Annotated in this window: 18 protein-coding genes; 17 read left to right on the top strand and 1 reads right to left on the bottom strand. The window is 35.3% G+C overall.

Annotated elements, in window-relative coordinates:
- The first annotated feature begins 74 nt into the window (after window positions 1-74).
- The 16 genes from CLOS_RS09235 to spoVAE all read left to right on the top strand — a co-directional run bounded on the left by CLOS_RS09235 (window position 75) and on the right by spoVAE (window position 8,695).
- Window positions 75-572, top strand: a complete 498-nt coding sequence (locus CLOS_RS09235; protein WP_012159653.1) for a GNAT family N-acetyltransferase — start codon at window positions 75-77, stop codon at window positions 570-572.
- Window positions 573-633: 61 nt separating this feature from the next.
- Window positions 634-1,542 (top strand): aminoglycoside phosphotransferase family protein, encoded by a 909-nt coding sequence (locus CLOS_RS09230; protein WP_012159652.1) that lies wholly within the window; start codon window positions 634-636, stop codon window positions 1,540-1,542.
- 126 nt (window positions 1,543-1,668) lie between these two features.
- Window positions 1,669-2,019 carry a hypothetical protein gene (locus tag CLOS_RS09225; RefSeq protein ID WP_012159651.1) on the top strand — a complete coding sequence of 117 codons (351 nt, stop codon included), beginning with the start codon at window positions 1,669-1,671 and terminating at the stop codon, window positions 2,017-2,019.
- 61 nt (window positions 2,020-2,080) lie between these two features.
- The gene (locus tag CLOS_RS09220; RefSeq protein ID WP_012159650.1) at window positions 2,081-2,647 is read left to right on the top strand and encodes a cysteine hydrolase family protein; all 567 of its coding nucleotides are present in this window, start codon (window positions 2,081-2,083) and stop codon (window positions 2,645-2,647) included.
- Window positions 2,648-2,692: 45 nt separating this feature from the next.
- On the top strand, window positions 2,693-2,860 hold the full coding sequence (locus CLOS_RS15910) for a hypothetical protein (protein WP_156774433.1): 168 nt from the start codon (window positions 2,693-2,695) through the stop codon (window positions 2,858-2,860).
- 30 nt (window positions 2,861-2,890) lie between these two features.
- The gene (locus CLOS_RS09215) at window positions 2,891-3,448 is read left to right on the top strand and encodes a DNA-3-methyladenine glycosylase I (protein WP_012159649.1); all 558 of its coding nucleotides are present in this window, start codon (window positions 2,891-2,893) and stop codon (window positions 3,446-3,448) included.
- A gap of 158 nt (window positions 3,449-3,606) precedes the next feature.
- Window positions 3,607-3,942, top strand: a complete 336-nt coding sequence (gene spoIIAA, locus CLOS_RS09210; RefSeq protein WP_012159648.1) for an anti-sigma F factor antagonist — start codon at window positions 3,607-3,609, stop codon at window positions 3,940-3,942.
- A gap of 14 nt (window positions 3,943-3,956) precedes the next feature.
- On the top strand, window positions 3,957-4,394 hold the full coding sequence (spoIIAB, locus tag CLOS_RS09205) for an anti-sigma F factor (RefSeq protein ID WP_012159647.1): 438 nt from the start codon (window positions 3,957-3,959) through the stop codon (window positions 4,392-4,394).
- A 12-nt stretch (window positions 4,395-4,406) separates the two neighbouring features.
- Window positions 4,407-5,177 carry an RNA polymerase sporulation sigma factor SigF gene (gene sigF, locus CLOS_RS09200; RefSeq protein ID WP_012159646.1) on the top strand — a complete coding sequence of 257 codons (771 nt, stop codon included), beginning with the start codon at window positions 4,407-4,409 and terminating at the stop codon, window positions 5,175-5,177.
- Between the two features lie 274 nt (window positions 5,178-5,451).
- Window positions 5,452-5,628 carry a hypothetical protein gene (locus tag CLOS_RS15905; RefSeq protein ID WP_156774432.1) on the top strand — a complete coding sequence of 59 codons (177 nt, stop codon included), beginning with the start codon at window positions 5,452-5,454 and terminating at the stop codon, window positions 5,626-5,628.
- The gene (locus tag CLOS_RS09195) at window positions 5,615-6,223 is read left to right on the top strand and encodes a stage V sporulation protein AA (protein ID WP_012159645.1); all 609 of its coding nucleotides are present in this window, start codon (window positions 5,615-5,617) and stop codon (window positions 6,221-6,223) included. Before CLOS_RS15905 ends, CLOS_RS09195 begins: the two co-directional genes overlap by 14 nt.
- A gap of 9 nt (window positions 6,224-6,232) precedes the next feature.
- The gene (locus tag CLOS_RS09190; RefSeq protein ID WP_012159644.1) at window positions 6,233-6,640 is read left to right on the top strand and encodes a stage V sporulation protein AB; all 408 of its coding nucleotides are present in this window, start codon (window positions 6,233-6,235) and stop codon (window positions 6,638-6,640) included.
- Window positions 6,641-6,658: 18 nt separating this feature from the next.
- On the top strand, window positions 6,659-6,817 hold the full coding sequence (locus CLOS_RS15900; protein ID WP_156774431.1) for a hypothetical protein: 159 nt from the start codon (window positions 6,659-6,661) through the stop codon (window positions 6,815-6,817).
- A gap of 21 nt (window positions 6,818-6,838) precedes the next feature.
- Complete coding sequence (gene spoVAC, locus CLOS_RS09185; RefSeq protein WP_012159643.1) at window positions 6,839-7,294, top strand: stage V sporulation protein AC; 456 nt, start codon at window positions 6,839-6,841, stop codon at window positions 7,292-7,294.
- 13 nt (window positions 7,295-7,307) lie between these two features.
- Complete coding sequence (spoVAD, locus tag CLOS_RS09180) at window positions 7,308-8,327, top strand: stage V sporulation protein AD (RefSeq protein ID WP_012159642.1); 1,020 nt, start codon at window positions 7,308-7,310, stop codon at window positions 8,325-8,327.
- A gap of 11 nt (window positions 8,328-8,338) precedes the next feature.
- Window positions 8,339-8,695, top strand: coding sequence for a stage V sporulation protein AE (gene spoVAE / locus CLOS_RS09175; RefSeq protein WP_012159641.1), 357 nt, complete (start codon window positions 8,339-8,341; stop codon window positions 8,693-8,695).
- A 113-nt stretch (window positions 8,696-8,808) separates the two neighbouring features.
- On the opposite strand, the gene CLOS_RS09170 is transcribed toward spoVAE, so the two are convergent.
- Entirely contained in the window at window positions 8,809-11,382 is a 2,574-nt protein-coding gene (locus CLOS_RS09170) for a transglycosylase domain-containing protein (protein WP_012159640.1), read from the bottom strand.
- A 263-nt stretch (window positions 11,383-11,645) separates the two neighbouring features.
- Between CLOS_RS09170 and yunB the strand changes: the two genes are divergently transcribed.
- Window positions 11,646-12,269, top strand: coding sequence for a sporulation protein YunB (gene yunB / locus CLOS_RS09165; protein WP_049753901.1), 624 nt, complete (start codon window positions 11,646-11,648; stop codon window positions 12,267-12,269).
- Window positions 12,270-12,301 lie beyond the last annotated feature (32 nt).

Raw genomic sequence — 12,301 nt, 5'->3', positions numbered from 1 at the left:
AATGGACAGCGTATATATTTCAACAATAATATTTAAAAAGACATACAAACTTTATATTTAAAGGGGAAAATGGGATGATCAAAATAAAAGAGGGAAGACCTCATGATGCTCAAGAATTTATATCATTTTTAAAACAATTGGATTCAGAAACCAGTTTCATGCTATATGAGCCAGGTGAGAGAAAAACAAATGTGGAAAAAATGACCCATAGGATAGAAGAAACGAATAAAAATTCACTGCTATTATTGGCAGAAGATGAGGGTACAATTGTTGGATTCTTATCTGCAGAAAGGGGAACTGCAAATAGAACGAAGCATAGTGCATATATCATTATTGGAATTTTAAGAAACTACAGGGGTGAAGGTATTGGTCGTAAAATGTTGGAAGAGCTAGATAAGTGGGCTATGAACAATTGGATTATTAGATTGGAATTAACTGTTATGAAACATAATGAGAATGCAATCAAGCTTTATGAGAAAATGGGATTTAAAATAGAAGGCATAAGGGAGAAATCCTGCTTTGTAAATGGTAAATTTATCGACGAATACCACATGGCAAAGCTATTTATCTAGAAAATTAAACGATATAATATCATGCTCTAAGTAGAATACTTCAATTAAGGGGGGATGAACATTGGAAATAAATATGCATGATATCCCGAATTCAGATAAGTGGAATGTAGTAGAGCCAATTAATAAAGGGTGGTCCGATGATAAAAAATATTATATTAGAACCTTGAATCAACAGGAGTTGTTACTTAAAATTTCGGATAAATCCCAATATGAGCAGAAGAAAAAGGAATTTAATTACTTAAAGGTACTTATGAATAAGAATATATTAGCTACACGTCCTATTGATTTTGGCCTGTGTAGTGGGGGAAAAGCATCTTATTCTTTACTTTCTTGGATTCATGGTGAGGATGCTGAATCTGCTATACTTAAATTGAATAAGGAGGAACAATATCGGTTAGGAATTAAAGCAGGTGAGTTTCTAAATAGAATCCATGAAATCCAAGCACCGAAAGAACAAGAAAGTTGGGAGAAACGGTATCATCGTAAAATTGATAGCAAAATACTCAGCTATAAAAATTGTAAGATTCAGTTCAATGGCGCTGATCAAATGATGGCGTATATTGAGCGCAATCGTTTTCTACTAAGGGATAGGCCACAATCTTTTCAACACGGAGATTATCATGTTGGCAATATGGTTATCACTCCAACGGGAGAATTAGGCATCATTGACTTTAATAGAATGGATTATGGCGATCCGTGGGAAGAATTTAATCGCATTACTTTTTCTGCATCAATTAGCCCTGAATTTGCATCCGGCTATATCAATGGCTACTTTTACAATAAAGTACCAGATCTGTTCTTTAGGTTAATGGCGTTATATATTGCAACGAATCAGATTGCTTCTATTCCTTGGGCAATTCCGTTCGGAAAAGAAGATGTGAATAAGATGTTGGAACAGGCAAAAAATATTTTACAGTGGTACAATAATTTTGACACATATATTCCAAATTGGTATATTAACAGTATGTAAGCGTACCGTCAAATATCTTTGGTTGTAAAGATTTTGTCAATATATGAATTTATTAAAAGAGAAACACTATGTCTATAATAAAATGGAATAATCCGATATGTAAATCAATAAGAAAGAGGTGTACAAATGGAAATTATTAATGTGTTATTATCATCTATCATTTTCTTTTTCACTATTTATGGGGCTGTCAGTTTAGCAATAAGACCTTTATTACCTGAGGCAGATAGTTCACCAAAGATTAAGCAAGATCTTCAAGTTGTTGGATTGGTAAGATTACGTGACATTGAAGTAATAGATAATGATGAATTAGAGAAAATCGTCAGATTTTATCAGAACAGAGGGATTCAAAAGGAGAACTATGAGGAGTATAAAAAATATGTAAAGATTTTAAATGAATTAAGAGACGAAAGATATTTAACGGATGAAGATTATTTAAATAAATTAGGAAAGCTTAAATCGCATTTTAATATGGATTAGCCGTTTAGAATACACAATACTGATATACGGCTTTAACAACTCAAAAGGTGGGGATAATCACATGAGACCAGCGTTGGTAGTAATAGATATGCAACATTATTTTTTTAGGACGGAAGAACGTAGAATAAGGATAAATGAATTGATTGAATCTATTAATGATTTAATAATTTATGCTGAAAATAAAAATATTCCGATATATCAAGTGCTTACAATACATAAGGAAGATAGATCTACTTGGAACCTAGTGATGAAAAAATACAACTTCTCTGCGCTAATACAAGGAAGTGACGAAGCAAAATTACTTTCAGAAATTAAATTTAGTGACAAGCACATTGTTATCACTAAAACGAGACAAAGTACATTTATTAGAACAAACTTTGAAGAAGATTTAATAGTAAGAGGAATTGATACATTGATTTTATCGGGAGTATTTACCCATGGATGCGTTGGAAGAACAGCAATAGATGCATACGAAAGAGATTTTAATGTGATATTAGCCAAAGATGCAAGCTTTAGCCACTTGGAAAACCAAGAACAAGCTATGTTTGAAGTGATACTAAATGAACAAGAGCAGTTAATTCTAGATAATGAACAGATTAAATCTATCCTAGATGATAAAATAGAATAATATTTTCTTATAAAGTGATAGAGGATATTTTAAAGGAGTAGATAATTGAATATTATTACCGTTGAGATAGATAGTTTAGAAAAAGAGCATGTTTTCTGCGCGATTTCTAATAAAAAGGAAAAGTATCGAGTATTTTCTAAAAATGGCGACCTTATAACAAAGGAAATATTAAGTGATAAAAAGCTCATTAAGTTGCTTGAAGCAAAAGGATGATAAGAATATAACAGTGAAGGAGCAATGGAGATGAAAAGATGTCCTTGGTGTGAGAAGGATGAAATGTATATAAGGTATCATGACGAAGAATGGGGCGTTCCTGTTTACGATGATCAGAAGCATTTCGAGTTTTTGATACTGGAGGCTGCTCAGGCTGGGTTAAGCTGGCATACGATTTTAAAGAGAAGAGAGAATTATAGAATAGCATACGATCATTTCGATCCAGTAAAGGTAGCTCAATACGATGAGGAAAAATTTAATGAACTTTTGAATAATGCAGGGATTATCCGGAACCGCAGAAAGATAGAGGCTTCTATACATAATGCGCAGAAGTTCTTAGAAGTTCAAAAGGAATTTGGAAGTTTTTCTCATTATTTATGGGGATTCGTAGATCATCAAACAATAAAAAATCAATGGGATCATATTTCAGAGGTACCAGCCCATACAGAGTTATCCAGTAAAATAAGTAAAGATTTAAAAAAGAGAGGATTTCGATTTGTAGGCTCTACTGTAATATATTCTTATTTACAGGCAGCAGGGCTGATCAATGACCATATTAAAGATTGTTTTAGGTACGATGAAGTGTAAACATACATCATAAAAAGGAAAATCGACAAATGGTGTCAATTTTCCTTTTGTTATATTTTTTGCCCTCCAAAACATTACAAAACAAGTGTTTTTTCACGGAAGGACTTATCCAAAGTTTATAGAAATACTATATATCATGTAAACAGGAGGGGTAGAAGTTGCAATTAAAATATGAAATGATAGAGAATACACTAATTGTCCAATTTGATGGTGAACTAGACCACCACTTTGCAGAAAGCATCAGAACGGAATTAGACGATATGATTAGCCAACAAAGAGCGAAGAATTTGATCTTTGATTTGAGTGGCATGAAGTTTATGGATAGCTCTGGCATCGGTGTTATTATTGGAAGATATAAAAACATATCGAAATTCGGTGGAAAAGTATCGGTGATTCATGTCGCTGATAAGATAGATAAAATCTTTCATCTAGCAGGTCTATATAGTATTATAAGCAAGTATACCAACAAAAGCGAAGCTCTTAATCGCATGTAAAGGAGTGTAATCAGATGGAATACAAAAACTATATGAAAATAGAATTCGATAGCAAGTCACAGAATGAGGCGTTTGCTAGGGTAGTTGTAGCCGCTTTTGCATCTCAATTAGATCCTACAATTGAAGAAATCACAGATATAAAAACTGCTGTTTCTGAAGCTGTAACGAATGCTATTATTCATGGGTACGAAGATAATACAGGCTTAGTTGTGGTGACCTGTAGAATCAATGGCAATGATTTAGAGATTATTATAGAGGATAAAGGTCGTGGTATTGATAATGTTGAACAAGCGAGAGAGCCTTTATTTACATCTAAGCCACAATTAGAACGTTCAGGTATGGGATTTACTGTAATGGAAACCTTTATGGACGAAGTTGAAGTATATTCTGAACTAGAAAAGGGAACAACAATAAGAATGGTAAAAAAATTCAAAAGCCTGAATGTAAAGTAAGGGGTAGATAACATGAATTTTTCAGCTTTTTCAGGGGAGCAAGTTGAAATATTAGAGCACGATAGAACGATAGAATTAATATTACAGGCTCAAAGTGGCAATATGGAGGCACAAGAAATCCTGGTCAATCACAACTTGGGATTGGTTCGAAGTGTCATCCGACGATTTGCCAATAGAGGATATGAGAGAGAAGATTTATTTCAGTTAGGCTGCATCGGACTAATTAAAGCAATAAAAAAATTTGATACCAGTTTTGATGTAAGGTTTTCTACATATGCAGTCCCAATGATTATAGGAGAAATAAAGAGATTTTTAAGAGATGATGGTATCATCAAAGTTTCAAGATCTTTGAAACAAACTGCTGCAAGAGTGAAGATGACGAAGGAGAAATTACAGAAAGAGAATGGAAGGGAACCCACATTACAAGAGATTGCAGACGATATGGGTGCTACAAAAGAAGAAATTGTTATGGCATTGGATTCTAGTGCCAGTCCAGAATATCTATACGATGTGATTCATCAGGATGATGGTTCACCGATCCATTTAATCGATAAAATTAGTGAGAATGATACTTTAGAAGATAGTGAAGTAATCGATCGAATCGTACTACAGGAGGCAATTTCTAAATTAGAGCCAAGGGAGAGACAGATTATATTTTTAAGATATTTTAAAGATCAAACCCAGACCCAAATTGCTCAAGTTTTAGGGATTTCACAGGTTCAGGTTTCTAGAATAGAAAAGAAGGTATTACAGAATATGAAGGATATTATGAAGAAGGCTTAAATGAAGTCTTCTTTTTTTATGACCTAACCCAGTTTATGCGACTGGAAGGAAAAGAAGATTGTGCAATGAGACTGCGAAAATATTAAATATAAGCAGTACTTATCTAAGAAAGGTTAATAGAGAAATACTCAATTTATGCGACCAAAGGAAGCAATCAATTGATGGTAGGTCAAATGCAACCAACGCCAAATTTGTACGACTGCGAAATAAGAAAGCATAAAGAAGAATTAAAAAATAAAAATAGTAAATAATAAAAGTGAAGGATGGTGAAGATATGCTATATATTTTAGAGAAAAATAAAAGTATATTATTTTTTTTAGCAGTAGTAGTAATTTCTTTTGGCGCTTGGTATATTTTTTCAAATAAAAATGTGAATAAAGTTCCCGAAAAGGCAGATCTAGTTTTTAGTTCAAAAGCTTGTATAAGGAGTATCCATCATGGAAAAGAATAATCAAATCTTTCTAAGGTCCAAAGGAAAAATTATGGTGCCTAAAAATAGTGCCGTATTATTAAAGGATATGGTAGAAATTTCTGCAGATAAAGAAATAAAGACTAAATTGGAAAATATGAACTATCCTGTGGATACGAAGAATCAACAGTTTCATCTGATTTCTATTTTAGTAATTGTAACGTTTATAAAAGAAGAAATACCAAACTATGAGATTGTTGTGATAGGAGAAACCGAGATTCTAATAGAACTGAATGATAAAACAAAGGAAGATCCATATAAAATTTTAAGAGTAGCACTTGTAAGCTTCTTGTTGTTTATAGGGGCCGTCACTGCTATTATTAATTTTCACTCAGATGTAGATATGAAAGAGTCCCATAAGGTGATCTATAAGGTGATGACAGGGGAGGAGTCTGAACGCCCCTTATTGCTGCAAATCCCATACTCCTTAGGGATTGGTGTTGGAATGGCAGTATTTTTTAACCATATATTTAAGAAAAAAATAGATGATGAACCTACTCCATTGGAGATGGAAATGTACTCTTATCAGCAAAGTGTTGATGAATATATAAAAAATAAGACTCATGAGCAGCAATAGGGGGTAAAAATGAAATATATAACGATACCTGTCATAGGTTTTTCTAATGGAATCATGGTAGGTGCAGGAATTGTGGCATTACTTTCTGTTTTGCAAATAATTCCCAGGCTTTCGCAGCTAACGAATACCTATCAATATGTTAAATTATACGAAGATATCATTGTAATCGCTTCAGTTTTGGCTTCTTACCTATCTCTTGCAGAGATTAAAATCAATATGGGCATTCTAGTCGTTCTAATTGGATTTAGCATGGGAATATTTATAGGAATGCTGGCATCTGCCTTAGCGGAGGTTCTAAATGTGATTCCAGTATTAATAAGGAGATTCAAGTTACAAGGATATACAACCTACATCATATATTCTTTAATATTTGGAAAGGTAATCGGCTCATTGTTAAACTGGTTGGTTTATTTTTAATATAAATGAGGTGATGGCATGGAAGATTCCCATGGATATTATTCCATAAAGAAATTCGATCTATCGAAGATATCAAATATAGAGGAAAAGAGTTTGATTCATCAATTTGGAAATAAACAGAGTGCTTTAAATGTAGAACATATTGAAAACAAACAAATATTAAATGAACTTAGATAATTTAAATACGGAGTGATGTCAATGTCAAAAGATCAATCGAACAAAAATAAGGCCTATCAAAATTATGTAGATACTAAAATTCCAAAGCCTAATATTTTAAAAAATTGTATTTGGGCTTTTTTCTCTGGTGGAGCAATCTGTACCATTGGTCAGGTGATCCACAATGTTATTGAATCTATTTATGATTACTCCCATACGGATGTAAGTAATATTACAACTTTAATCATGGTTTTCATTGGAGCCCTTCTAACAGGCATTGGCGTTTATGATGTCATTGGAAAAAGGGCAGGTGCTGGTTCCCTAATACCAATTACTGGATTTGCAAACTCTATTGTTGCACCTGCAATGGAATTCAAGAAAGAGGGTTTTATCATGGGTGTAGCAGCCAAGATGTTTGTTTTGGCAGGCCCAGTACTGGTATATGGCATAGGATCTTCAGCCATAATAGGCGTACTATACTATATTTTTAATCACTAGGAGGTGTTTCGTTATGGCAGTAAAAAAGATAGGCAGTCAAACGATTAAATTGTTAAATCCTCCCTCCATTATTTCCGCAGGTTCTATTGTTGGACCAAAAGAGGGCGATGGACCGCTTGCACAATACTTTGATAAGATCGTGCAGGATGATTTATTGGGAGAAGATAGCTGGGAAATGGCAGAGAGTGCATTGGTAAAGGAAGCAGCAAATATTGCCTTGGGAAAAGTTAATTTAACTTTAGATGATATGGAGTATATGTTTGGTGGAGATTTACTGAATCAAATTATGTCTACATCCTTTGCGGCTAGAGATATGAAGGTTCCTTTTTTCGGTTTGTATGGAGCTTGCTCTAACTTTACAGAATCCCTCAGCTTAGCCTCTATGATTGTAGATGGTGGATATGCAGATCAAGTAATTACTACAACATCCAGCCATTTTTCATCTGCAGAGAGACAATATCGATTTCCATTAGAGTCTGGAAATCAGAGACCCCTTACATCACAGTGGACAGTTACGGGCGCTGGTGCTACTATCATTTCTTCTGTAGGCGAAGGCCCTTACATTACTTACGTTACCACTGGAAAAGTTATCGATTTTGGAATCAAAGATGCTGCGAATATGGGTGCCGCCATGGCACCAGCAGCAGTCGATACAATAAGAGCACATTTCACCGACACTGGATTTAAGCCAGAGGATTACGATCTTATTATTACGGGGGATTTGGGCATTATTGGTCATGAAATTGCTATGGAGCTACTGCAAAAAGAAGGCTATAATATGTCTAAGGTCTTTAAAGACTGTGGTGTAGAGGTCTTTGATAATGAAAGGCAGGACACACATTCAGGAGGAAGCGGCTGTGGTTGTTCGGCAGTTGTATCCTGCGGATATCTGTACAAAGAGTTACAAGCTAAAAAGTTAAATAAAATACTGATCGTTTCGACAGGAGCATTGCTATCATCCACAAGTTCTTTACAAGGAGAATCTATTCCTAGTATCGCTCATGCTGTTACGATAGAAAATAAATTGAATTAGGAGATGTTCATATGGAATATATCAAGGCATTCATTGTAGGTGGAGCAATTTGTGTCATCGGTCAGATTATAATTAATAAGACACAACTTACACCTGCCCATGTATTAGTATTATTTGTAACAACAGGCGTAATATTAGGAGCACTAGGTGTATATGAGCCTATTGTAAAATTCGGAGGCGCAGGTGCAACTGTACCAATACCTGGATTTGGATATGCTTTGGCAAAGGGAACGATTTCAGCAGTGAAAGAAGATGGGCTCCTAGGCGCTTTTACTGGAGGAATATCAGCTACAGCCGGTGGTATTACGGCGGCCATTGTATTTGGGTATTTGATGGCAGTGTTTTTTAATCCAAAGACGAAGCCATAAGATAAAATTTATTATAAAGTTTTAGTTAGAGCATTTGATGCTCTAACCGGAATAAAAAAGTCATCCTTAATTTTCTTAAGGATGACTTTTTTAATTTTACTGATAGAAAGAATCTAATCGCCAGGACGGAAATTCGCATTATTGTTGTCTTCATTGTCGTTCGATGGGATTTCCTCATCTGGATCATTTCCATTGTTATTCGGGAAAGTGATTCCTAGTCCATCTTTTAAAACATCGTAGTATTCAGTAGGCAGCTCGTAGATATAATCTTCTGGAACAATACCACCATTTTCTGATGGAATGTAAGGTATTGGTCTTTGAACAAATATTCTAGATTCTACTTGCCAGAACGGCGTTAAATCTGTAGCCAATTTTCCAGTAGGCACGTGAATTTCTGCACGAACGTGTACGTCACAGTATTCGGTAGGCTGTGTACCCTCTACAAATAATTCTGTGATAACAGTACTTCCTCTAGGGTCCAATGCACAATATTCTGTAGGCATTTTTCCGGAAACAGAACATATACTAACTCTCTTTATATTACTTGGTTCTTCAAAATCCTTAACGGGAAGTCCTTCGTGGACTTTCTTCATTACTGTGCTCCATAGCTTTGCAGCAGCAGGGCTACCTGTACCTAAGCTTACAGGTTGATCGGAGCCAATCCAAACAGCAGCAGAATAATAAGGTGTATAACCCACAAACCAAGCATCTTTTTGATCATCCGTTGTCCCTGTTTTACCAGCTACCGGCATGCTTCCGATGCTAGCACCTCTACCGGTACCTCTCGGAGAAGAAACAACACCGCGAAGCATATCCGTTACAAGAAAAGCAGTTTGTTCAGTAATGGCTCTATGTTGCTCCGGTTTATTTTCTAAGATTAGATTGCCGTGTCGATCATAGACTGTCGTAAAAGTGGTTGGCTTTGTGTAAGTACCACCATTGGCTAATACATTGTAGGCAGCATTCATTTCCAGTGGGCTAACACCCTTTGTCATACCACCCAAAGCAGTGGACAGTGTTTCATCTGTATAACGCTTTCCATTCACAGTTAGTGGATTTTCTTTATCATGAATCGTAGTGATCCCCATATTTTTCATATAGCTAATCATGGTATTGATGGAGGAATTTCGATCTCCATTCATAGTGGCTGCTAGTTTAACAGCAATTACGTTGGCTGAACGCTCCACAGCTTCACGGAAGGTAATGAGACCTTTATAGCTTTTATAAAAGTTTCTTGGCCAAGGTGAGTTAGGAGAGGCGCTGTTAAAATAACCAGGTATGTCATCGACTATAGTCCCTGGTGAATAACCAAGCTCTACAGCAGGTGCATACACTGCGATCGGTTTAATAGATGAACCCGGCTGTCTAGGACTGAGTGCTCTATTGAATATTCTTTGTCCAGAGGTCATTCGACCACCAACAATGGCTTTGATTTCACCAGTTGTAGGATCGCTGATAACCATAGCAGACTGCGGTTGTATTTGACCAGCAGCATCCAGGATGTTTTTTTGTTCATCTTCGGTAAATCCGTCTTTTGCCAATAAAGCTGCTCTATCAGAGCCACTTATTTTGGGGAAATTATTGGATTTAGAAAATTCTTCATCTACAATTTTTTGTATTCTGGTATCTAAGGTACTATTAATCCTAAGTCCTCCGGAATAAAGCATGTCAAAGGCTTCTTCTTGAGAATAGCCCACACCTTCTAAAGCCTTCATAACGTCTTTTTTGACCAGGTCTCCAAAGAAAGAAGAGATGTTTTCATCGATTCGTCGATTTGGTTTTAGACTGGATTTAACATCTTCATTCAGGGCTTGGTCATACTCAGCTTCGGTAATATAACCTAATCTTTTCATGGAATTAAGCACTAATTTTTGCCGATGAATAACGTATTCATCAATTTTTTCATTCATTATTATAGTATATTGAGGATCTGAATCATCTAAGACGATGTGATGCTCTTTAACATCTTCTTTTTTCAAAGTGATGATCGGTGTATTTCTCGATGGAAATTTAGTAATACCAGCAATCAATGCAGATTCTGCCAGTGTAAGATCTTTAACGTCCTTTGAAAAATATACCTGTGCAGCGGCCTGTACGCCATGGGCACCGCTTCCTAAATAAATGGTATTTAAATAAGCTTCTAAAATCTGTTCCTTTGACAGCTGTTGGTCTAAAATGATACCATAGTAGATATCTTTAATTTTTCTTGTATAAGAAGAGTCGGAACGCTCCAAATATAAGTTTACAGCTAATTGCTGGTTAATGGTACTGGCACCTTGTCGAGAGCCTTTTCGTATGTTTGTCCAAAGTGCGCCAAACATACGTCTGATATCGACTCCTTTATGAGTCCAAAAACGCTCGTCCTCAATAGAAACGAAAGCATCTTTTAAGTCTTCCGGCATATCCGCGTAATCCACTACAATTCTAAAATTATTGGACTCTATCTTTTCTATCAGTTGACCTTCTGAGTCGTAAATAAAGGAGCTTTCATCCAACATATCGTATATACCTGTAGGATCAATCGGTTCAGTATTCTTTATAATACCCATTACGATACCGCCAATGGCACCAGCGGCAATAAAACCTACTAATATAACTACAACTACGATTAATCTAAAAATACTTAATCTTTTTTGCTTTTTATTATTTTTCTTGTCAGTTTGGTTATTAGATTTTTTTTCTGACATTGTTCACACCTCCATAAAGAGTAAATCCGACAGTTTTGGAGACCAAATTTCATAGGATGCCAAATGAATAAAAATACCACCATATTAATATAGCATATAGGCATTAATATTACAATTATATCATAGTTTGTGTAAAGTATACATTATATCTTGAATGTAGTAAGAACAAGTACACTGCACCAGGAATATAATAAGCTGAGGTGATATTTTTGGGCCGTATATTATCTAGTAAGCGAAAATATTTAAGAATTAAAATTTTAGGGATGATGCTCATCGTGAGTTTAATCTTAATCTCTTCCTTTGTGTATATAGATCGTAAAATTACGCCCAGTGTACAGGCCATTGGAGAATTAAAGGCACAAGAAATCACGACAAGGGCGATTAATGAATCCATCAGCAATGTATTAAAGGAGGATATACGTTATCAAGATTTAATTTTTGTAAAAGAGGATGAAGAAGGAAATGTTACGCTGATGCAAGCGAATACATTTCTCATGAATAAAGTAGCTTCAGATGTAGCTTTGACAATACAGGGATATCTTAAACAGATACAGACCACATCCGACCGAATACCCCTAGGAAATGCCTTTGGGAGCCAACTATTTGCACAATATGGACCGAAGATGAAATTGACAGTAACGCCACTGGGAATGGTCAATGTAAATTTTGGAACTGAATTTGAAGAGTCAGGAATCAACCAAACACGACATCGAATCTATTTAATTATCAATACCAGTGTAAGGGTCATGGTGCCGTTCAGCTCCAATACCATAAAGGTTACAACGTATTTCCCAATAGCAGAAACGATTATTGTAGGAAAAGTGCCGATGAATTACGTCAATGTACCTGGAGATGAGATGTCAAACTTTGTGGAGCCTTATGAATAATTATGTTATATATTCTCAGAATCGGTTATAAT

It is taken from the genome of Alkaliphilus oremlandii OhILAs (assembly GCF_000018325.1).
In the GTDB taxonomy this organism is placed as follows: domain Bacteria; phylum Bacillota; class Clostridia; order Peptostreptococcales; family Natronincolaceae; genus Alkaliphilus_B; species Alkaliphilus_B oremlandii.
Note: the sequence above shows the minus strand (reverse complement) of the source record. Positions and strands in the feature narration are given on the sequence as shown.

Bases quoted from the DNA above. Each gene is read 5' to 3' on its own strand.
- CLOS_RS15900 (WP_156774431.1), top strand. From the start codon at position 6,659: ATGGAAGATTCCCATGGATATTATTCCATAAAGAAATTCGATCTATCG.
- CLOS_RS09170 (WP_012159640.1), bottom strand. From the start codon at position 11,382: ATGTCAGAAAAAAAATCTAATAACCAAACTGACAAGAAAAATAATAAA.
- yunB (WP_049753901.1), top strand. From the start codon at position 11,646: ATGATGCTCATCGTGAGTTTAATCTTAATCTCTTCCTTTGTGTATATA.
- CLOS_RS15905 (WP_156774432.1), top strand. From the start codon at position 5,452: ATGCTATATATTTTAGAGAAAAATAAAAGTATATTATTTTTTTTAGCA.
- CLOS_RS09220 (WP_012159650.1), top strand. From the start codon at position 2,081: ATGAGACCAGCGTTGGTAGTAATAGATATGCAACATTATTTTTTTAGG.
- spoVAD (WP_012159642.1), top strand. From the start codon at position 7,308: ATGGCAGTAAAAAAGATAGGCAGTCAAACGATTAAATTGTTAAATCCT.
- CLOS_RS09195 (WP_012159645.1), top strand. From the start codon at position 5,615: ATGGAAAAGAATAATCAAATCTTTCTAAGGTCCAAAGGAAAAATTATG.
- spoVAE (WP_012159641.1), top strand. From the start codon at position 8,339: ATGGAATATATCAAGGCATTCATTGTAGGTGGAGCAATTTGTGTCATC.
- CLOS_RS09215 (WP_012159649.1), top strand. From the start codon at position 2,891: ATGAAAAGATGTCCTTGGTGTGAGAAGGATGAAATGTATATAAGGTAT.
- spoVAC (WP_012159643.1), top strand. From the start codon at position 6,839: ATGTCAAAAGATCAATCGAACAAAAATAAGGCCTATCAAAATTATGTA.
- spoIIAB (WP_012159647.1), top strand. From the start codon at position 3,957: ATGGAATACAAAAACTATATGAAAATAGAATTCGATAGCAAGTCACAG.
- sigF (WP_012159646.1), top strand. From the start codon at position 4,407: ATGAATTTTTCAGCTTTTTCAGGGGAGCAAGTTGAAATATTAGAGCAC.
- CLOS_RS09225 (WP_012159651.1), top strand. From the start codon at position 1,669: ATGGAAATTATTAATGTGTTATTATCATCTATCATTTTCTTTTTCACT.
- CLOS_RS09190 (WP_012159644.1), top strand. From the start codon at position 6,233: ATGAAATATATAACGATACCTGTCATAGGTTTTTCTAATGGAATCATG.
- CLOS_RS09235 (WP_012159653.1), top strand. From the start codon at position 75: ATGATCAAAATAAAAGAGGGAAGACCTCATGATGCTCAAGAATTTATA.